Origin of the sequence: Streptomyces diacarni (assembly GCF_003323715.1) — a bacterium.
Taxonomy (GTDB): Bacteria; Actinomycetota; Actinomycetes; order Streptomycetales; family Streptomycetaceae; genus Streptomyces; species Streptomyces diacarni.
In genome coordinates, this window is sequence record NZ_QOIN01000033.1 from 39,477 (window position 1) to 59,347 (window position 19,871).

At 74.9% G+C, this 19,871-nt stretch carries 15 protein-coding genes and 1 riboswitch; of the genes, 11 read left to right on the forward strand and 4 right to left on the reverse strand.

Annotation, left to right across the window (positions count from 1 at the left end; translation table 11 throughout):
• Window positions 1-51: 51 nt before the first annotated feature.
• The 4 genes from DTL70_RS06160 to DTL70_RS06175 all read right to left on the reverse strand — a co-directional run bounded on the left by DTL70_RS06160 (window position 52) and on the right by DTL70_RS06175 (window position 5,178).
• Complete coding sequence (locus tag DTL70_RS06160) at window positions 52-279, reverse strand: helix-turn-helix domain-containing protein (RefSeq protein ID WP_181856496.1); 228 nt, start codon at window positions 277-279, stop codon at window positions 52-54.
• A gap of 384 nt (window positions 280-663) precedes the next feature.
• Window positions 664-2,262, reverse strand: coding sequence for an ABC-F family ATP-binding cassette domain-containing protein (locus tag DTL70_RS06165; RefSeq protein WP_114020831.1), 1,599 nt, complete (start codon window positions 2,260-2,262; stop codon window positions 664-666).
• 214 nt (window positions 2,263-2,476) lie between these two features.
• Window positions 2,477-3,754: a hypothetical protein gene (locus tag DTL70_RS06170; protein WP_114020832.1), complete on the reverse strand. Its 1,278-nt coding sequence runs from the start codon at window positions 3,752-3,754 to the stop codon at window positions 2,477-2,479.
• Window positions 3,755-4,020: 266 nt separating this feature from the next.
• Window positions 4,021-5,178 carry an alpha/beta hydrolase family protein gene (locus tag DTL70_RS06175; RefSeq protein ID WP_114020833.1) on the reverse strand — a complete coding sequence of 386 codons (1,158 nt, stop codon included), beginning with the start codon at window positions 5,176-5,178 and terminating at the stop codon, window positions 4,021-4,023.
• A 287-nt stretch (window positions 5,179-5,465) separates the two neighbouring features.
• Here DTL70_RS06175 and DTL70_RS06180 point away from each other — a divergent pair, with 287 nt between their 5' ends.
• The 11 genes from DTL70_RS06180 (at window position 5,466) to DTL70_RS06235 (ending at window position 19,866) form a co-directional block, all read left to right on the forward strand.
• Window positions 5,466-6,809 (forward strand): inorganic phosphate transporter, encoded by a 1,344-nt coding sequence (locus DTL70_RS06180; protein WP_114020834.1) that lies wholly within the window; start codon window positions 5,466-5,468, stop codon window positions 6,807-6,809.
• Window positions 6,810-6,873: 64 nt separating this feature from the next.
• Window positions 6,874-7,086 carry a hypothetical protein gene (locus DTL70_RS06185; protein ID WP_114020835.1) on the forward strand — a complete coding sequence of 71 codons (213 nt, stop codon included), beginning with the start codon at window positions 6,874-6,876 and terminating at the stop codon, window positions 7,084-7,086.
• Window positions 7,087-7,318: 232 nt separating this feature from the next.
• A riboswitch (cobalamin riboswitch) is annotated at window positions 7,319-7,438 on the forward strand.
• 427 nt (window positions 7,439-7,865) lie between these two features.
• Entirely contained in the window at window positions 7,866-8,972 is a 1,107-nt protein-coding gene (locus DTL70_RS06195) for a CobD/CbiB family cobalamin biosynthesis protein (RefSeq protein ID WP_181860815.1), read from the forward strand.
• Window positions 8,969-10,540 carry a cobyric acid synthase gene (locus tag DTL70_RS06200; RefSeq protein WP_114020836.1) on the forward strand — a complete coding sequence of 524 codons (1,572 nt, stop codon included), beginning with the start codon at window positions 8,969-8,971 and terminating at the stop codon, window positions 10,538-10,540. Before DTL70_RS06195 ends, DTL70_RS06200 begins: the two co-directional genes overlap by 4 nt.
• Before the next feature lie 175 nt (window positions 10,541-10,715).
• Complete coding sequence (locus DTL70_RS06205) at window positions 10,716-12,902, forward strand: putative cobaltochelatase (RefSeq protein ID WP_114020837.1); 2,187 nt, start codon at window positions 10,716-10,718, stop codon at window positions 12,900-12,902.
• Complete coding sequence (gene cobO, locus DTL70_RS06210; RefSeq protein ID WP_114020838.1) at window positions 12,902-13,510, forward strand: cob(I)yrinic acid a,c-diamide adenosyltransferase; 609 nt, start codon at window positions 12,902-12,904, stop codon at window positions 13,508-13,510. Before DTL70_RS06205 ends, cobO begins: the two co-directional genes overlap by 1 nt.
• A 31-nt stretch (window positions 13,511-13,541) precedes the next feature.
• Window positions 13,542-14,915, forward strand: a complete 1,374-nt coding sequence (locus tag DTL70_RS06215) for a cobyrinic acid a,c-diamide synthase CobB (protein ID WP_114020839.1) — start codon at window positions 13,542-13,544, stop codon at window positions 14,913-14,915.
• Window positions 14,912-15,397 (forward strand): cobalamin biosynthesis protein, encoded by a 486-nt coding sequence (locus DTL70_RS06220; protein WP_342776462.1) that lies wholly within the window; start codon window positions 14,912-14,914, stop codon window positions 15,395-15,397. The genes DTL70_RS06215 and DTL70_RS06220 overlap by 4 nt, the downstream gene beginning before the upstream one ends.
• Window positions 15,394-16,524, forward strand: a complete 1,131-nt coding sequence (gene cobC, locus DTL70_RS06225) for an Rv2231c family histidinol phosphate aminotransferase CobC (protein WP_114020840.1) — start codon at window positions 15,394-15,396, stop codon at window positions 16,522-16,524. The genes DTL70_RS06220 and cobC overlap by 4 nt, the downstream gene beginning before the upstream one ends.
• 92 nt (window positions 16,525-16,616) lie before the next feature.
• Window positions 16,617-17,930 carry an alpha/beta fold hydrolase gene (locus DTL70_RS06230; protein ID WP_114020841.1) on the forward strand — a complete coding sequence of 438 codons (1,314 nt, stop codon included), beginning with the start codon at window positions 16,617-16,619 and terminating at the stop codon, window positions 17,928-17,930.
• Between the two features lie 169 nt (window positions 17,931-18,099).
• Complete coding sequence (locus DTL70_RS06235) at window positions 18,100-19,866, forward strand: MOSC domain-containing protein (RefSeq protein WP_181860806.1); 1,767 nt, start codon at window positions 18,100-18,102, stop codon at window positions 19,864-19,866.
• The last annotated feature ends 5 nt before the right edge of the window (window positions 19,867-19,871 follow it).

Genomic DNA, 19,871 nt, shown 5'->3' on the forward strand with positions numbered 1-19,871 from the left:
GCCTCACCGGCGGGCGTCCGCCGGCGGACGAGATCCGACTCACCGGACCGCTCAGGACGAGGACGAGGAGGCTTTCTTGCCCCGTGTCGCACCGCCGCGGCCACGCAGGGTCACGCCGGACTCGCTGAGCATCCGGTGCACGAACCCGTAGGAACGGCCCGTCTCCTCCGCCAACGACCTGATGCTGGCCCCGGCGTCGTACTTTCTCTTGAGGTCTGCCGCGAGCTTTTCGCGCGCGGCGCCGGTCACCCGGCTGCCCTTCTTCAGAGTCTCGGCCACCCGTGCCTCCTCATGGGAAGTGCGCTCTGTGACTCTCATGATCACCCCTCCCTCCCCATCTGGCCACCCATTCGGCAAGGTCTTCGTCGAGTGCTTGGGAACTTGTGCACGGCACGAGTGTCCGGGAGGAGGAGATTCCGGCCGTATGCAGATGCACGTGCAACCGCGCCTCGGAGCCGTTCATCACCGGGAACCGGCAGGTCAGGGACGCACCGGGCGGGAAGCGCGCGCACCGGGGCCGCCCCTGCCACACAGGCGCGCCCCCGGCGCGAGACCGCGCCGGGGGTACGAGCCGCTCTCACTCAGATGAAGGATCAACCGTCGGCCGAATGATCCATAAGGGGGTGGATCAAGGAGAGGGGCGGTGCGGGTGCCGAGGAGGGCTCAGGCGAGGGCGACGAGGTCGGCATACTCCTCGTTCCACAGGTCCTCCACGCCGTCCGGGAGCATGATGATCCGCTCCGGCTGGAGGGCCGCGACGGCGCCCTCGTCGTGGGTGACCAGCACGACGGCGCCGGTGAAGGTGTGCAGCGCGCCGAGGATCTCCTCCCGGCTGGCCGGGTCCAGGTTGTTGGTCGGCTCGTCGAGCAGCAGCACGTTGGCCGAGGAGACCACCAGCGTGGCCAGCGCCAGCCGGGTCTTCTCGCCGCCGGAGAGCACCCTGGCGGGCTTGTCGACGTCGTCCCCGGAGAAGAGGAAGGAGCCCAGCGTCTTGCGGATGGCGACCAGGTCCATGTCGGGCGCGGACGAGCGCATGTTCTCCAGGACCGTGCGGTCCGGATCCAGCGTCTCGTGCTCCTGCGCGTAGTAGCCCAGCTTGAGCCCGTGACCGGGCACGACCTTGCCGGTGTCCGGGTCCTCGATGCCCCCCAGCAGCCGCAGCAGCGTCGTCTTGCCCGCGCCGTTGAGGCCCAGGATGACCACCCGGGAGCCCTTGTCGATGGCCAGGTCCACGCCGGTGAAGATCTCCAGCGAGCCGTACGACTTCGACAGGTCCTCCGCCATCAGCGGCGTACGGCCGCACGGCGCCGGATCGGGGAAGCGCAGCTTGGCGACCTTGTCGTCCTGGCGCTCCGCCTCGAGACCCGCCAGCAGCTTCTCCGCGCGGCGCGCCATGTTCTTCGCCGCGACCGCCTTGGTGGCCTTGGCGCGCATCTTGTCCGCCTGGGAGTTGAGGGCCGAGGCCTTCTTCTCCGCGTTGGCCCGCTCCCTGCGCCGCCGCTTCTCGTCGTCCTCGCGCTGGGTCTGGTACTGCTTCCAGCTCATGTTGTAGATGTCGATGGTGGAGCGGTTGGCGTCCAGGTAGAACACCTTGTTGACCACCGTCTGCATCAGGTCGACGTCGTGGGAGATGACGATGAGGCCGCCGCGGTAGGTCTTGAGGAAGTCCCGCAGCCACGCGATGGAGTCGGCGTCCAGGTGGTTGGTCGGCTCGTCGAGCAGCAGCACGTCGGCGTCGGAGAACAGGATCCTGGCCAGCTCGACGCGGCGCCGCTGACCGCCGGAGAGGGTGTGCAGCGGCTGGCCCAGCACCCGGTCGGGCAGGCCGAGGCTCGCGGCGATGGTGGCGGCCTCCGCCTCGGCCGCGTAACCGCCCTTGGTGAGGAACTCCGTCTCCAGACGCTCGTACTTCTTCATCGCCTTCTCGCGGGTGGCGCCCTGTCCCGTGGCGATGCGCTGCTCGTTCTCCTGCATCTTGCGGATCACCTGATCGAGACCGCGCGCGGAGAGGATGCGGTCACGCGCCAGCACGTCGAGGTCGCCGGTACGCGGGTCCTGGGGGAGGTAGCCGACCTCGCCGCTGGAGGTCACGCTCCCGGCGGCGGGCGTGCCCTCGCCCGCCAGGCACTTGGTGAGCGTGGTCTTGCCCGCGCCGTTGCGGCCCACCAGGCCGATGCGGTCGCCCTTGGCGATGCGGAAGGTGGCCGACTCGATGAGGATACGGGCGCCGGCGCGCAGCTCGAGACCGGTAGCGGTGATCACTGGTTACTCCAAGGCAGGACTGTGGGACGTGCGTACGGATGCGGTGCGGAAGCGGAGACGGCGTACGCACGCCTAATGCACGAGGAGATGAGGCATGAAGCCAGTCTACCGGCGGAGCGCAAACCCATTTCAGGACCGGCCGCCCTGCCCGTACGCACCGGCACTGGGCGCGGTGCGGCCCGGCGGCCGCCCGGCCCGACGCGGACCGGCCGGCTCACTCCCCGCCGGTGTGCACCTGGAACGCGGCGCGGCGTACGGCCTTGGCGAGAGCGGGGTCGGGGTGCGCGGCCGCCAGGGCGACGAGGACCTGCACGGTGCGCGGGTGGCCCGTGGCCCGCACCTCCTCCAGCAGCCCCGGCACCGAACCCTGTACGGCCGTGCCCAGGTGGTCGACCAGCAGCTGTTCCTCACCGTGGTCGGTGACGGCGGCCGCGGTGTCCACCCACAGCCAGGTCGCCTCCTCGCGGGTGAGCACACCGGGGGCGCCGCCCGCCAGGTCCTCCGGGTCGGTACCGGCCTGCTCGGCCAGCCACAGCAGCGCGTACGGGCGCAGCGCGGGCTCGTCCGCGACCTCCTGCACGGCCTCCTCCGCCGGCGCGCCGACCACCCGCAGCGCCTCGAAGGCCAGCCCTCTGAGGAGCGCGTCCTCGCCGCGCGCGGCCTCCAGCAGTTCGGTGACGGCGTGCGAGGTGGGGCGCGCGGCCAGCCAGGCGCGGTACTCGTCGCGGGCGGGCCCCGGGGTCATCCGGGCGCAGCCGCGGAGCATCTCCTCCGCCGACTGCTCGATGTTGCCGGCCGGGCTCTGGGCCGCCACGCAGATCTGCTCCAGCTTGGTCCACACCGCCCAGGTCCCCAGCGGGGTGAGGACGGCCGAGCCCTGGCGGAGTACGGACTCCCCGCCCGGCTCCTCGTCGGCGCAGCGGGTGAGGGCGCCGACGGCGGAGAGCCCGTCGAGCGCCCAGTCGAGCAGGCCCGGCAGCGCGACGCCGACGACGGCGCGGCTCGCCGCGTGCCCGCCGCCGTCCCGTTCGGCGCGCAGCTCGGCCATGCGCCGTCCCAGCAGGTCGTGCAGCAGCGCGAAGGTGACGGGCCCGCCGGACAGGTGCATCACGGACAGGAACTGGGGCACCGCCTCGACGACCTCCGCCACCAGCGTCTGTTCGTGCGGCAGCGGCGCGGGATGGGCCAGCGACCAGGCGTCGAAGAGGGCGACCCAGCCGCGCAGTACCGCGCTGTCGTCCCGGTCCCAGGCACGCAGCCGCCAGCCGGCGCGCGCGGTGTCCCCGTGCAGTTCGATCAGGCCTGCCAGCTTGGCCCTCCCCCAGTGCGCGCGCACCTGCCCGACGGTCATGCGCAGCTCGTCGGCGGCCCGGTGGAGTCCCCCGTCGCCCGCGTGCGGCGACGTACCGGCGCCGGCGGCCCAGTGGGCGACGCGGACGGCGTCGGCGAGGGAGGCACGGGCGTGCCGGGCGAGCTGGTCGCGGGGGAGCATGCCGTCCGGAGGCCGGGGCGTCCGGGCGGCGCGCCTGGTCGTCACCGTGCGCCGGGCGGCTGCGACGGGCTGTCGGGGGACGAGGCGGAGCCGGTTGTCTCGCGGAGTACGGGACGTCGTCACAGGAGCAGTCTTCACGCTGTTCCCGGGAAACCCAAACCTGGGGTGCCATATCCGGTCGCCGGGCGCCATCTCGCCGCACACGGCGGCTCCTGAGGGGGCCTCAGCGTGACGCCGTCTCAGCCGCGCTCCCGCCCGGGGTGCGCTCACATGAAGGGCGTCAGGAAGCGGCGCAGCTTCTCCTCGTACCCGTGGGGGTCGGCGTTCCACATCGCCGCGTGCGGGGCGTACGGGACACGGTGCAGGGAGACGAGCCGCTCGCGGCGGGCCGCGAGCTCGCGGGAGCTCTCCCAGGGGGCGATGGTGTCGGCGGGGCCGTGCAGCAGCAGTGTCGGCACCGTCAGCCCGGCCGGGTCCACCAGCGGCGCTTCCCGGTCCTCCGGCAGCCCGGCCCGGCCCTGGACCGCCCGCACGACGAGTGGCAGCAGCGCCCTGGGGGTGCCGTGCGAGGACGCCAGCGCGCGGACGGTGTGCTGCCAGTCCAGGACGGGCGAGTCCAGGACGAGGCCTGCGACACGGTCGCGCAGCGGGGAGTGCGCGGCGGCGTGCAGCGCCATCGTGGCCCCGCTCGACCAGCCGTGCAGGATCACCCGCGCGGCTCCGTGCTCGACGGCGTAGCGGATCGCCGCGTCCAGGTCACGCCACTCGGAGTTGCCCAGGTGGCCGATGCCGTCGGGGCAGGGGGGCGCACCGGGATCGCCGCGGTAGCCGATGCCGAGCACCGGCATCCGCCGGCTCACGTAGAAGGGGAACAGCGTCATGGGCTGCTCGCGGGTGGCGCCCAGGCCGTGCACGGTGATGACCCAGCTGCCGCGCGCGCCGGGGACGAACCAGGCGGGCAGCTGCCCGAGCTCGCCCGGGATCCGCACGTCCGTGTACTCCAGGCCCAGCGCCTCCCCGGGGTCGCCGACGTGTACCTGCGGGGTGAGGCGGACGGTCGCGCCGGTGCTGAGCCGGCCGCGGCTGACCCGCCGCAGCTCGCGGACGACCGTGTGCGGTCTGGACCGCGCGGCCGTCTCGTCCTCCACGACGGGGCCGACGACGGCGTGGGTGCCACGGCCGGTCAGGCCGTAGATCCCCGGCAGCCCGGCGGCCAGCGAGCGGGTGACGGCGATCCGGCCGTCGTCGTGCGACTGTACGGTCAGCCTGGTGCCCTCGAACCCGGCGGTGGGCCTGCCGGCGGATTCCCCGCGGGCACGCACGGGGCGCAGCGCGAGGTCGGCGGCGTACCGTCCGGCCGCCAGAGCGGCCGCGCCGGTGCCGAGCACGGTGGTCGCGGCCAGTGCCGCGGTTCGCAGACGCATCCTCTCCAGGTTGACGCGAGGCGCCAGGGCAAACCAGTGGGCCGGGCCGGGAGGGTGACGTCCGTGCGGGGTAACGGCGGGTGCCCGAGGGGGTGCGGTCGGTGCCGCCGACGCCCTGACCGGGGTGTCGTGTTGCGCTGACAGACCCACCGGAACACGGTGTGACCTGGAACACACAAATGTCGTCAGGGGGTGACACCTCGACGCCCGCCCCAGTTCACCTTCTGTTCACTCGCCGTCCTTACGTTCACGGCGTGACTGCCCCTCGAACTGATTGTGCCTGGTGAATGGAACACATCACGCTTCTCATCGGGATCGTGATCGTCACGGCCTTGGTGTTCGACTTCACGAACGGCTTCCACGACACGGCCAACGCCATGGCCACCACCATCTCCACCGGGGCCCTGGCTCCCCGCGCGGCGGTGGCCATGTCCGCGGTCCTCAACCTCCTCGGCGCGTTCCTGTCCGTCGAGGTGGCCAAGACCATCTCCTCGGGAATCATCGATGAAGGTTCCGGCATCAAGCCCGAAGTGATCTTCGCCGGGCTGGTGGGCGCGATCATCTGGAACCTGCTGACCTGGCTCGCCGGACTCCCCTCCAGCTCCTCCCACGCGCTGATGGGCGGCCTGCTCGGGGCGACGGTCGCGGCGGTCGGCACGGGCGCGGTCAACGGCGACGTCGTCGTCATGAAGGTGCTCATCCCCGCGCTCGCCGCACCGCTGGTCGCCGGCATCGCCTCCGTGTGCGCCACCCGGGTCACCTACCGCCTCGCCCGCAACGCCGACGAGGGGCAGACCGCCAAGGGCTACCGCGCCGGGCAGATCACCTCCGCCGCGCTGGTCTCCCTGGCACACGGCACCAACGACGCGCAGAAGACCATGGGCGTCATCACCCTCGCGCTCGTCACCGGCGGGGCCCTGGCCCCCGGCGCGAACCCGCCCGTGTGGGTCATCACCTCGGCGGGCATGGCCATCGCGCTCGGCACCTACCTGGGCGGATGGCGCATCATCCGCACCATGGGCAAGGGCATCACCGACATCCAGCCCCCGCAGGGCTTCGCCGCCCAGACGAGCGCGGCGGCCACCATCCTGGCCTCCTCGCACATCGGCTTCTCCCTCTCGACCACCCACGTGTGCTCCGGCGCCGTGATGGGATCGGGACTCGGCCGCAAGGGCAGCGTGGTCCGCTGGGGCACGGCAGGCCGCATGGTCGTCGGCTGGGCGCTCACCCTCCCGGCGGCCGGACTCGTCGCGGCGGGCGCCGCGCTGCTGGCCGAGCAGGGCGACTGGGGTGTGGCGGCGGTCGCCGTCATCACCCTGGCGATCTGCGGCGCCATCTGGCTCCGCTCCCGGCGCACACCGGTGGACCACACCAACGTCAACGAGGTCGAGCCCGCGACGGAGGCCGCCATGCCGGCGCCGTCTCCGGAGCGGGAGCCGGCTGCGGAGCCGGAGCCCGCGGGGGTGGTCACCACCGCCGTACGCGCCGTCTATCCTCCCCCGGCACCGGCGGGAGTGGGCGCGGGATCCGCCACGTCGGCCGCCGCCCGGCCGGACGCGGGCGAGCAGCTGCCCGGTGAACCACCCGCCGCCGCCCCGAGCCGCCCCGCCTCCGCGGGCAGCATCTCCTGACCCCCTCGAACAGGGCAGCGTCCCGAGCCCGCCTGCCGGGCCTCCAGCCAGAAAGAGTGACCGCATGAACATCGACTGGGCCGCCCTCGGCCAGGTCTTCGGCGTCAGCCTGCTGGCGACCGTCGGGCTCGTCGGCGTCTTCACCCTGGGCATCGTCACCAACTCCCCGCGCACCGGCGGCGCCGGGCCCACCACGCTCGCCCGCACCGGCGCGTACGCCTGCTACGCGCTGTGCCTGGCGGCGGTGGCGTACGGCATCTACCTGATCGCGGCGTAACCTCCCGGCCCGACCAGCCTCGACCCGCCCCGAGACCCGATACACGCTCCGCTCCGAACGCCCCCGGGAAACCGCCCCGGGGGCGCTTCGCTTCGGACGCCGCCCCCGGCGCCGGCGGCGGGCCGACGCCGTGGGCGTGGGGGATCACACACTCTCCCGTCGCAGGTCAAGGGCGAGTTGACGGGGTCAGTCGGGCGTGGTGGACTGCCGGTGCCCAAACGGCGGCATGGAGAGGAAGCCGGTGCGAATCCGGCGCGGTCCCGCCACTGTCACCGGGGAGCGCCATCCCAGCGACGCCACGGCCCTTGCGGGCTGGAAGGCGGGGTGGCGCGGATCCGGGAGCCAGGAGACTCTCGCCGCCGGTCGAGTCGAGCCAGGGCGAGGACCCTGAGTGAGGACACCGCCATGCGTGGCTGCGCTGCCGTATTCGCCCCCTTGCGGGCCGAACCCTCCGTCGTCGTGGATGTGTGCGCCGGACCTCTCGCGTGAAGCGGACCGTGGGCGTCCAGGCCGGTGGGGCCGTCGCCGGATTCCTCATCGACGCGCTGCTCGGCGATCCGCGACGCGGCCACCCCGTCGCCGCCTTCGGCCGCGCCGCGGGCGCACTGGAGCGACGGATGTGGCGCGACCACCGCGGCGTGGGAGCGCTGTACGTGGCGCTGTGCGCGGGCGGCACGCTCGCGGTGGGACACGCGAGCGCGGCTGCGGGAGGCCCCGCAGCCGGCAGGGGTGCGGGGCGCGCCACCGCGGACCGGGGCCCAGCGCGTGCCGCGGGAGCCGTGCCGCGGGGCGCGGGCGCGCCCGCGAAGCGCGGCACGGGCAGACCCGCGTGGCGCCGCGCAGGCACACACGCCGGGTTCGGCGCGGACGCACCCGGCAAGCCCGGCACAGGCGCACCCGCCAGGCGCGGTACGGCCGCACCCGCCGGGCCCGGCACGGGCACGCTCGCCAAGCCCGGTGCGGGCGCACCCGCGTGGCCCGGCACAGGCACACCCGCAAAGGCCGGCACCGGCACACCCGCGTGGCGCCGCGCAGGCGCGCTCGCCGAGCCCGGTGCGGGCGGCGGGTCGCGGGCGGCGAGGGGGGCGACGGTGTGGGCCGTCGTGGTGACTGCCGCCGCCACGTGGTCCGTGCTCGGTGGTACGTCCCTCACGCGGGAGGCGCGCGCCGTGGCCGCGGCGCTGGAAGCCGGTGATCTGGAGTTGGCCCGCGAGCGGCTGCCCGCGCTGTGCGGCCGCGATCCGCAGGGGCTCGACGCGCAGGGCGTGGCGCGCGCGGTGGTCGAGTCCGTCGCGGAGAACACCTCGGACGCCGTGGTCGGCGCCCTGGTGTGGGGGGCGCTGGCGGGCGTGCCCGGGATGCTGGGTTTCCGGGCGGTCAACACGCTGGACGCGATGGTCGGTCACCGCTCGCCGCGCCACCGCAGGTTCGGGTGGGCCGCCGCCCGGCTGGACGACGCGGCGGGCTGGCCGGGGGCGCGGCTGACCGCCGTACTGGCCGCCGTGGCCGGGTCCGACCCGCGCGGCGCGCTGCGGGCGTGGCGGTCGGACGCGCGCCGGCATCCGAGTCCGAACGCGGGCCCGGTCGAGGCGTCGTTCGCCGGGGCGCTCGGTGTGCGGCTCGGTGGGACGCTCTCCTACGGCGGGCGCGTCGAGCACCGTCCGGTCCTCAACGGGCCCGGCGCTCAGGTGCGGACGGCTGACATCGAGCGGGCGGTGCGGTTGTCCCGCCGTGTCGGCGTGCTGGCGCTGGCGGTCTGCTGCGCGGTCGGCGCGGGGCGCGGCGCGTTCGGCGCCGGGCGAGGCGCGTTCGGCGCCGGGCGAGGCGCGGTGAGTGGGACGACGCGGCGCCCACGGGGCGCAAGGAGCGCGGGAGGCGCACGGTGAGCGGCGGGGGCGGACTGCTGGTCGCGGGGACGACCTCGGATGCGGGCAAGAGCGTGGTGACGGCGGGCATCTGCCGCTGGCTGACCCGCAAGGGGCTGCGCGTGGCGCCTTTCAAGGCGCAGAACATGTCGCTGAACTCCTACGTCACGCTCGACGGCGCCGAGATCGGCCGGGCGCAGGCCATGCAGGCCGCGGCGGCCCGCACGGAGCCGAGCGCGCTGATGAACCCGGTGCTGTTGAAGCCGGGCGGCGACCGCACCAGTCAGGTGGTGCTGCTGGGCAAGCCGGTGGGCGAGATGTCCGCACAGGGCTACTTCGGCCGGCGCACCGGCGAGGGTCAGGGCGTGCGGTTCGGGCGGCGCGAGGAGCTGCTGGAGACGGTGGCGGGCTGCCTGGAGGAGCTGCGGCGTACCCATGACGCGGTCGTGTGCGAGGGCGCGGGCAGTCCGGCCGAGATCAACCTGCGGCGCAGCGACATCGTCAACATGGGTCTGGCGCGGGCGTGCCGGCTGCCGGTCGTGGTGGTCGGCGACATCGACAGGGGCGGCGTCTTCGCCTCCTTGTTCGGTACGACGGCGCTGCTGGCCCCGGAGGACCAGGAGCTGGTCGCGGGCTACCTGGTGAACAAGTTCCGCGGCGACGTGAGCCTGCTCGAGCCGGGTCTGGAGATGCTGCGCGGGCTGACGGGACGGCCGACGCTCGGGGTGCTGCCGTTCCGGCACGGTCTGGGCATCGACGAGGAGGACGGCCTGCGGGTCTCCCTGCGGGGCGCGGTGCGGGACTCGTCCGTCGCGGCTCCGCACGGTGCCGACGTGCTGCGGGTCGCGGTGCTCGCGGTGCCGCTGATGTCGAACTTCACCGACGTGGACGCGCTGGCGGCCGAGCCGGGCGTGGTGGTGCGCTTCTGCGACCGTGCGGAGGAGCTGGCCGACGCCGACCTGGTCGTCGTACCCGGCACGCGCGGGACGGTCGGGGCGCTGGAGTGGCTGCGCGAGCGGGGCCTGGCGGACGCGGTGGCGCGGCGGGCCGCCGAGGGGCGCCCTGTGCTGGGCATCTGCGGCGGCTATCAGCTGCTCGGCGAGCGGATCGAGGACGAGGTCGAGTCGCGTGCGGGGCTGGTCGACGGGCTCGGACTGCTGCCCGTTCGGGTGCGGTTCGCCCACGGCAAGACCCTCGCCCGTCCGCACGGCACGGCGCTGGGCGAGCCGGTGGAGGGCTACGAGATCCACCACGGCGTGGCCGAGGTGCACGGCGGTGAGGGTTTTTTCCGCTCGGCGGGCGGCGGGGAGCTGGACGGGTGCCGGGTGGGGGCCGTGTGGGGCACCCACTGGCACGGTTCGCTGGAGTCGGACGGCTTCCGCCGCGCCTTCCTGCGCCGGGTCGCCGCCGACGCGGGCCGCGCCTTCGAGCCCGCGCCCGACACCCGGTTCGCCGCCCTGCGCGAGGAGCAGCTCGACCTGCTGGGCGATCTGATCGAGGAGCACGCGGACACGGCGGCGCTGCTGCGCCTCATCGAGGAGGGCGTGCCGGAGGGGTTGCCCTTCGTGCCGCCGGGGGCGCCGCCGTGAAGGTTCCGCAGTCTTGGAACCCCCACATCGGTGGGGAGCACAGTGCCCGAACCGCTGTCGAGTTCACGGTGCCCGGATCACCCCCGCGACGGCGAGGAGCCGAAAGCTCCACACTCGCGGTCGCCTGCCCGTGAGCCCGACCTGTTCGATCCAAGCCACTCGAAGGAGTGACCACGTGACGCCTCCCTATCCCTTCACAGCCCTCGTCGGCCAAGCCGACTTGCAGCTTTCCCTCCTGCTCAACGCCGTCTCCCCTGCCATTGGCGGCGTCCTGGTGCGCGGCGAGAAAGGCACGGCGAAGAGCACGGCCGTCAGGGCCGTCTCGGCGCTGCTGCCCGACGTGGGGGTCGTGCCCGGCTGCCGCTTCTCCTGCGACCCCGCCGCACCCGACCCGGACTGCCCTGATGGCCCGCACGCGGGCACCGACCCGGACGCGGCCGAGGCCCGCCCGGCACGGATGGTGGAGCTCCCGGTCGGCGCCTCGGAGGACCGTCTGGTGGGCGCGCTCGACATCGAGCGGGCGCTGTCGGAGGGCGTGAAGGCGTTCGAGCCGGGACTGCTGGCGGACGCGCACCGGGGCGTGCTGTACGTGGACGAGGTCAACCTCCTCCACGACCACCTGGTCGACCTGCTGCTCGACGCCGCCGCGATGGGCGCCTCCTACGTGGAGCGCGAGGGCGTCTCGGTACGGCACGCGTCCCGCTTTCTGCTGGTGGGCACCATGAACCCCGAGGAGGGTGAGCTGCGCCCCCAGTTGCTCGACAGGTTCGGGCTGACGGTCGAGGTGGCGGCCTCGCGTGAGCCGGACGAGCGGGTCGAGGTCGTACGGCGCAGGCTGGCCTACGACGACGACCCGGAGGGGTTCGCGGCGCGCTGGGCCGAGGAGGAGCGGCGGCTGCGCGAGCGCATCGTGGCGGCCCGCGCGCTGCTGCCCACGGTGCGGCTCGGGAACGCCGCGCTGCGGCAGATCGCCGCGACCTGCGCGGCGTTCGAGGTGGACGGCATGCGCGCCGACCTGGTGATGGCCCGTACGGCGACGGCGCTGGCCGCGTGGGCGGGGCGCGGTCAGGTGGAGCAGGCGGATGTGAGGCGGGCCGCGTTGCTGGCTCTCCCGCACCGGCGCAGGCGCAACCCCTTCGACGCGCCGGGGCTGGACGAGGAGAAGCTGGACCGGACGCTGGAGGAGAACGCCCCCGAGGACGACGGGCCTGAGGACGACGGGCCCGGCAACGGAACACCGGAAGACGGCGGCGACGAGGGGCCCGAGGGCGGCCCCGGCGGCGGCATCCCCCCGCAGTCCCACCCCCACGACGCCCCTCAGGACGACGCCCCGCAGGACGACGCCCCGCGAAACGACGCGCGGGACGACGCGTACGAGGGGGCCGACAGCGGGACGGCCGGCCCCGATGAGGCGGCTGCCCCGCAGCGGACCGACGGGTCGCCGTCCGGTCAGCCCGCGGGCGGGGAGGCCACCGGAGAGCCCGATCCGCGCGCCCAGGCCGCCGGGCAGCAGCCCACCGCTGAGACGGGCGAGCCGTTCAAGGCGCGCGTTTTGACCGTTCCCGGGCTCGGTGAGGGCGCGGCCGGGCGGCGCTCACGTGCCCGTACGGCGCACGGCCGCACCACGGGGGCACGCCGCCCCCACGGCGCGCTCGGCAAGCTGCACCTGGCGGCCACCGTGCAGGCGGCGGCGCCGTACCAGCGCGCGCGGGGGCGCAGCGGCAGCGGCCTGGTGGTGCGCCGCGACGACCTGCGGGAGGCGGTACGGGAGGGGCGCGAGGGCAACCTGGTGCTGTTCGTGGTGGACGCGTCGGGTTCGATGGCGGCGCGGCAGCGGATGAGCGCGGTCAAGGGCGCGGTCCTGTCGCTGCTGCTGGACGCCTACCAGCGCCGCGACAAGGTCGGCCTGGTGACGTTCCGGCGACAGGAAGCGGAGGTGGCCCTGCCGCCGACGTCGTCCGTGGACGCGGCCGCCGCCCGTCTCGAGTCGCTGCCGACCGGGGGCCGCACACCGCTGGCGGCCGGGCTGCTGCGGGCACGTGAGGTGCTGCGCGTGGAGCGGCTGCGGGACCCGGCGCGGCGCCCGCTGCTGGTGACCGTCACCGACGGGCGGGCGACGGGCGGCCCCGAACCGCTGGTGCGCACCCGGCAGGCGGCGGGGGCGCTGGCGGCCGACGGCGTCGCCTCGGTGGTCGTGGACTGCGAGGCCGGACACGTACGGCTGGGGCTGGCGGCCCAGTTGGCCGCCCAGCTCGGCGGCGAGTCCGTCACGCTGGACGCGTTGCGCGCGGACTCGGTGGCCGAACTCGTCCGCCACACCACGGACGCAAGGGATTCCAGGAACGCACGGAGGGCGGCGTAATGCCGAAGGGTCAGCCGAGTGTCGTACCCGCTGACGGTCTCACCACGCGTCAGCGCCGCAACCGGCCGCTGGTGGCGGTGCACACGGGCACCGGAAAGGGGAAGTCGACGGCCGCGTTCGGGCTGGCGCTGCGGGCGTGGAACCAGGGGTGGCCGGTCGGGGTGTTCCAGTTCGTGAAGTCGGCCAAATGGAAGGTCGGCGAGGAGCGCGCGCTCAAGGTGCTCGGTGAGACGGGCGAGGGCGGCAGCGTGACGTGGCACAAGATGGGCGAGGGCTGGTCGTGGATCCAGCGCAACGTCGCCGACGGCGAGATGAGCAGCGAGGCCGCGGCCCGCGAGGGCTGGGAGCAGGTCAAGCGCGATCTGGCCGCCGAGACGTACCGGATGCTGGTGCTGGACGAGTTCGCCTACCCGATGCACTGGGGCTGGGTGGACGTGCACGAGGTGGTGTCCGTACTGCGGGAGCGCCCCGGTACCCAGCACGTCGTCGTCACGGGCCGGAACGCGCCGCGGGAGCTGGTCGACGCGGCGGACCTGGTGACCGACTTCTCGAAGGTGAAGCACCCGATGGACGCCGGCCAGAAGGGCCAGAAGGGCATCGAATGGTGACCGTCGCGCGGGGCGCCGCCGGGGGCACCGCGTGATCCGGACACCGCGGCTGGTGATCGCGGCGCCGTCCTCGGGCAGCGGCAAGACGACGGTGGCGACCGGGCTGATGGCCGCCTTCGCCGCACGCGGTCTGGCCGTCTCGCCGCACAAGGTCGGCCCCGACTACATCGATCCGGGCTACCACGCGCTGGCGACCGGCCGTGCGGGGCGCAACCTGGACGCCTACCTGTGCGGCCCCGAGCGGATCGCACCGCTGTTCGCGCACGGCGCGGCGGGGGCCGACCTGGCCGTCGTCGAGGGCGTGATGGGCCTCTACGACGGAGCCGCGGGAGCGGGCGAGCTGGCCTCGACGGCACACGTGGCCAAGCTGCTGCGGGCTCCGGTCGTGCTGGTGGTGGACGCCTCCTCGCAGTCCAGGTCGGTCGCCGCGCTGGTGCACGGCTTCGCCTCCTGGGACCCGCAGGTGCGGGTCGCGGGCGTGGTGCTCAACAAGGTGGGATCCGACCGCCACGAGGAGCTGCTCAAAGAGGCGATGGAGGGCACGGGGGTGCCCGTACTGGGTGTGCTGCGCCGCACGAAGGTGGTGCGGGCGCCCTCCCGCCATCTGGGCCTGGTGCCGGTGGCCGAGCGGCGCGCGGAGGCCGTGGAGGCGGTGGCGGCGCTCGCCCGGCGGGTGCGCGAGGGCTGCGACCTGGACGCGCTGCTCGCCTTGGCGCGGCAGGCACCGACGCTGCCGGAAGCGGCCTGGGACCCGGCGCACGAGGCGGGCGCCGAACCGGCGTGCGGCCCACCGCCCAGGATCGCCGTCGCGAGCGGCGAGGCGTTCACGTTCTCCTACGCCGAGCACGCGGAGCTGCTGCGCGCGGCGGGGGCCGAGGTCGTCGGCTTCGACCCGCTGCGCGACGAGGCGCTGCCGCGCGGGACGGCGGGCCTCGTCATCGGCGGCGGCTTCCCCGAGGTGTACGCACCTGAGTTGTCCGAAAACCGCCCCCTGCGCGAGCAGATCGCGGCCTTCGAGGGCCCTGTCGCGGCCGAGTGCGCCGGACTGCTGTACCTGGCGCGGGAACTGGACGGCAAGCCCATGTGCGGGGTGCTCGACGCGCGGGGACGCATGGCGGAACGGCTCACGCTGGGCTACCGCGAGGCGGTCGCCGTGGCCGACAGCGCCCTCGCGCGGGCCGGCACCCGGGTACGCGGCCACGAGTTCCACCGCACCGAGCTGACGCCCGGCGCAGGCCCTGTGCCCGCCTGGGGGCAGGTACGGCCCCAGCGGCGCACCGAAGGCTTCGTCCAGGGCCACGTACACGCCTCCTACCTGCACGTGCACTGGGCGTCCTCGCCCGGCACGGCGGCCCGGTTCACCGCCGCCTGCGCGCGGCACGGGGAAGCCCGGAGCGCCGCGTGAGCCCGCTGGGACCGCCCCGGGGCGCCGACGGCGCGGGGCCGAGGCTCCTCGCCGTCGGGGTGGGCACCTGCGCGGGCGTGGCGGCCACAGAGGTGCGGGACCTGGTGCGGGGTGTCCTGGCCGCCGCGGGGCTGACGGAGAGCGACGTGGCGGCACTGGCGACCGTGCAGGCCCGCGCGGAGGAACCCGGACTGCTGGCCGCCGCCCGCCGGGCGGGGCTGCCGCTGCTCGCCTACGACGCGCGCGCACTGGCCCGCGTCAGGGTGCCGCACCCCTCGGACTTCTCCCGTGCGGCCGTGGGCACCCCCTCCGTCGCCGAGGCGGCGGCGCTGCTGGCCGCGGGCGGCGGCGACGGCTCCCACGTCCGGGGCGGCGCCCCCGTACTGCTGGTGCCCAAGACGCTCGCGCGTCCGGAGGGCGGCGGCCCCGCGCGGGCCACCGCCGCGCTCGCCGCGATCGCCGTACCGGGGAGGGAAGGATGACCACGTACGAGACCACCGCGCACGACGCCCCGGGCCGCGGAGCGCAGGCCCCGGAGCCCAGCGCCGCCACGCTCCGCCACCACGGCGACGTGGAGGTGCGGGGCGAGGGCGCCGCTTTGACCGACCTCGCCGTCAACGTCCGTACCGGCACTCCCCCGGCCTGGCTGAAAGAGCGGCTGGCCGCCTCGCTGGACTCTCTCGCCGCCTACCCGGACAGCGGACCCGCACGCCGCGCGGTCGCCACCCGGCACGGGCTGGCGGAGGAACAGGTGCTGCTGACGGCCGGCGCGGCGGAGGCGTTCGTCCTGCTGGCCCGCGCCCTGCGCGCACGGCACCCGGCGGTGGTGCACCCGCAGTTCACCGAACCGGAGGCCGCGCTGCGCGATGCGGGACACCGGGTACGGCGGGTGCTGCTGCGCCCCGAGCGCGCCTTCCGGCTGGAGCCCGGGGACGTGCCCGAAGACGCCGACCTGGTGGTCGTCGGCAACCCGACCAACCCGACCTCCGTGCTGCACCCCGCCGCCGACCTGGCGCGCCTCGCCCGCACAGGGCGCACGCTGGTCGTCGACGAGGCGTTCGTCGACGCGGTGCCAGGCGAACGGGGATCGCTCGTAGGGCTGCTGGACACGTTGCCGGGCCGCACGGTCGTACTCCGCAGCCTCACCAAGACCTGGGGGCTGGCCGGGCTGCGGGTCGGCTACGTGCTCAGCGACCCGGACACCGTGCGGACACTGGCGGCCCACCAGCCCCTGTGGCCCGTCTCGGCGCCCGCGCTGACGGCCGCGCAGGCGTGCAGCGCACCCGGGGCGCTTGCCGAGGCGGAGGCGGCGGCGCACCGGTTCACGCGGGACCGTGCGCACCTGCTCGAACGGCTGGCCACGCTGCGCGGCGCGGGCGTCCGCGAGGCCACGCCGGAGCCGCAGGGCCCGTTCCTCCTGGTCGGGCACCCGCGGGCGGCGACCGTGCGGGAGCGGCTGCGCGAGTCGGGGTTCGCGGTACGGCGCGGTGACACCTTTCCGGGGCTCGGCGCCGCGTGGTTCCGGATGGCGGTAAGGGACCGCGCGACGACCGACCGTTTCACAGCGGCGCTCGGCGAAGTGCTGGAGTCGCTGCCCGCGGGCCGGTGACGGGCCTGCGAGGCAACCGCCCTCTGCCCGTCCCGCCCGGCTCCTGATCGAATGGGGGCGACCACCCCACCGCCCACCACAGGAGGCCTTTAATGCCCGCCACCCTGCGGCACCCCGGCACCGTGCTGACCGACCACGTCTTCCCCGTACCGCTGGACCACGACCGGCCGGACGGTGAACTGATCGAGGTGTACGCGCGCGAGGTCGTCGCGGCGGGGCGCGAGCGCGAAGAGCTGCCCTGGCTGCTGTTCCTCCAGGGCGGCCCGGGGTCGGGCTCGCCGCGCCCTGTCGGGCAGGCCGACTGGCTGGCTGCGGCGCTGCGCCACTACCGGGTGCTGCTGCTCGACCAGCGCGGCACAGGACGCTCCACGCCCGCCAACCGGCAGTCGCTGGCGGCACGAGGCACGCCCCCACGGCAGGCCGAATACCTGGCGCACTTCCGGGCCGACGCCATCGTCCGGGACGCCGAAGTGGTGCGCGAGCGGCTGCTGGGCAGGGACGGGCGCTGGTCCACACTCGGCCAGAGCTTCGGCGGGTTCTGCACCCTGGCCTACCTCTCACGCGCCCCGCACGCCCTGCGCGAGGCGTTCGTGACGGGCGGGCTGCCGGGGCTGCGCGTCAGCGCTGACGACGTCTACCGGGCCGCCTACCCGCGCGTGGCGGCCAAGAACGCCGCCCACTACGCCCGCTACCCGCAGGACGTCGAGGCGGTCAGGCGGATCGCCGCGCACCTGGCGGAGCACGAGGTGCGGCTTGCGGACGGGAGCCCGCTGACGGTGGAACGGTTCCAGTACCTGGGCATGCTGCTGGGCCAGGGCTCCGGCTCGCACGTCCTGCACTACCTGCTGGAGGGCGCGTGGATCCGCGGCGCGAGCGGGCCCGAGTTGTCGGACGCGTTCCTGGCCGGGGTGTACACGCAGGTGTCCCTCGCGGCGAACCCGCTGTTCGCCGTGTTGCACGAGGCCGCCTACGCCCAGCGCTCCGTCAGCCCGCAGGGCACGGGGTGGGCGGCGCAGCGCCTGCGCGCCGAGTTCCCCGCCTTCGACGCGGAGCGCGCGCTGGAGAGCGGCGAACCCGTGCTGTTCTCCGGGGAGATGATCTACCCGTGGATGTTCGGCCTCGACCCGGCGCTGGAGCCGCTGGCCGAGGCGGCGCACCTGCTGGCCGAGCGCGGCGACTGGCCGGACCTGTACGACACGCAGCGGCTGGCGGCCAACGAGGTGCCCGTGTACGCGGCCGTCTACCACGACGACATGTACGTCGACCGCGACCACTCACTGGCCACCGCCCGCTCCGTCCCCCACGTCCGCACCTGGGTGACCAGCGCGTGGGAGCACGACGCCCTGCGCGTCAGCCGGGGCGCGGTCCTCGAACGGCTGATCGGGATGGCGCGCGGCGAGGTGTGACGGCGTGACGGCGTGACGGCGTTGCAGCGAGGGGCGGCGCGCGGGCGAGAGGCGACACGCCCGGTGGCGGGGCGAGGTGCGGGAAGCCCGAGGGCGGATCCTGGGTGCACGGACTGGTGAAGCTGGGCACCCGGTCCCTCCACGATCTGCTCCCAGGGAGTGCAGCCCGTTGTCGCAACTCGCCCGTATCGCCCGCATCGTCCGGCACCCCGTCAAGGGACTCCCCGGCCACGGCATCCCCCTGGCCCGGCTCACCGCCCTGGGGGGCGTGCCGCGCGACCGGCTGTTCGCGTTCGCACGGCGTCCCGTTCCCGCGGGCGGTACCTGGGCCTCCACCCGGCACTTCCACGCCCTCGTCGCCGCACCGGGACCCGCCGACGGGCGCGTGCGGATCGACGAGGAGGCGGGCACCGCGACCCTCACCCACCCCACGTACGAGAGCGTCACCGTGCCTCTCGACCCGCACGCCCCCGGACTCGTCGCCCGCACCGACTGGTTCGGCGGCGCGGAACTGCACCGCGCCGAGCACGGCTACTGGGACGACAAGGCCACCGTCTCGCTGCTCAACCTGGCCTCCGTCGAAGCGCTCTCCGACGCCTGCGGACACGCCGTGGACCCGCGCAGGTTCCGCGCCAACCTGTGGCTGGCACACCTCCCCGCCTGGGCGGAGCTCGACCTGCCCGGGGCCCGCATCGCCGTCGGCGGCGCCCGGCTGGAGGTGCTGCACCCCGTCAACCGCTGCGCGGCGACCTCCGTCGACCCCGGCCGCGCCCGTAGGGACCTCAACGTCCCCGCGGAGCTGGCCACCCGCTTCGGCCACCTGTACTGCGGGCTGCGCGCCCGCGTGGTCGAGCCCGGCACCGTACGCGAGGACGACCCCGTGGTGCTGCTCGCCCCCGGGCGTCCCGTCCCGCTGCACGGCGGCCCGCAGCCCGCGGCGTGGCCGCGGCGGGCCCGCGTCGAGGAGCGGGTGCGGCACGGGGACGGCGCGGTCAGCCTGTGGCTGGCCGACCCGCTGGCCGAGGAGCGCCCCGCGCCACGGCACGGGCAGCACGTCCTCGTCACCGCACACACCGCGGCAGGGCCGCTGTGGCGTGCCTACACCGTCTCGGCGCACGACGCCGGGCGGCTGCGCATCACCGTCAAACACGAGCCGGAGGGGCGCATGTCGCCCCACCTGCACCGGCACGCCCACCCCGGCACCCTGCTGACGGTCTCCGGGCCGCACGGCCGCACCGTCCTGGACGACGACGCCGCCAGGCCGCTGCTGCTGGCCTCCGCCGGCATCGGCGTCACCCAGACCGCGGCGCTGCTGCACGGCTGCGCGGCCGAACAGCCCGACCGCCGCGTCGAGGTCGTGCACACGGCGCGCGGCCCCGAAGACCTCGCCCTGTGGCCCGAGATCCTCGACCTCGCCACACGGCTGCCCCACGCGCGCGCCCGGCTGCACCTGACCCGTGCCACCGCGCGGGACGCCGAGCGTCTCGACGCCGTACGGGGCAGGCCCGTGCTGGACGACGCGGACCCCGCGAGCACGGCCTTCCTGTGCGGCCCCGCGTCCTTCCTCGCCACCGCGCGGAAGGCGCTGCGGGCCGCCGGGCTGGCGGACGCACGCGTCCACGAGGAGGTGTTCGCCTCCCCCGGGGCCTCGGGCACGGCGCCCGAGGAGACTCCCGAGGGGCCCTTCACCGTCCGGTTCGCCGCGTCAGGGCGTACGGCCAAGTGGCGGCCGGAGAGCGGCACGCTTGCCGAGCTGGCCGAGTCCGAGGGGCTGACCGTCCCCTCCGGCTGCCGGGCAGGCGCCTGCCGCAGTTGCAGCAAGCCGCTGTGCGACGGGCGCGTGGTCTACCCCTTGCCGCCCACCCTGCCGCCCGATCGGGGCACGGCCCTGCTGTGCAGCGCCGTGCCGGCGAGCGACACGGTCATCGACCTGTGAGAGGC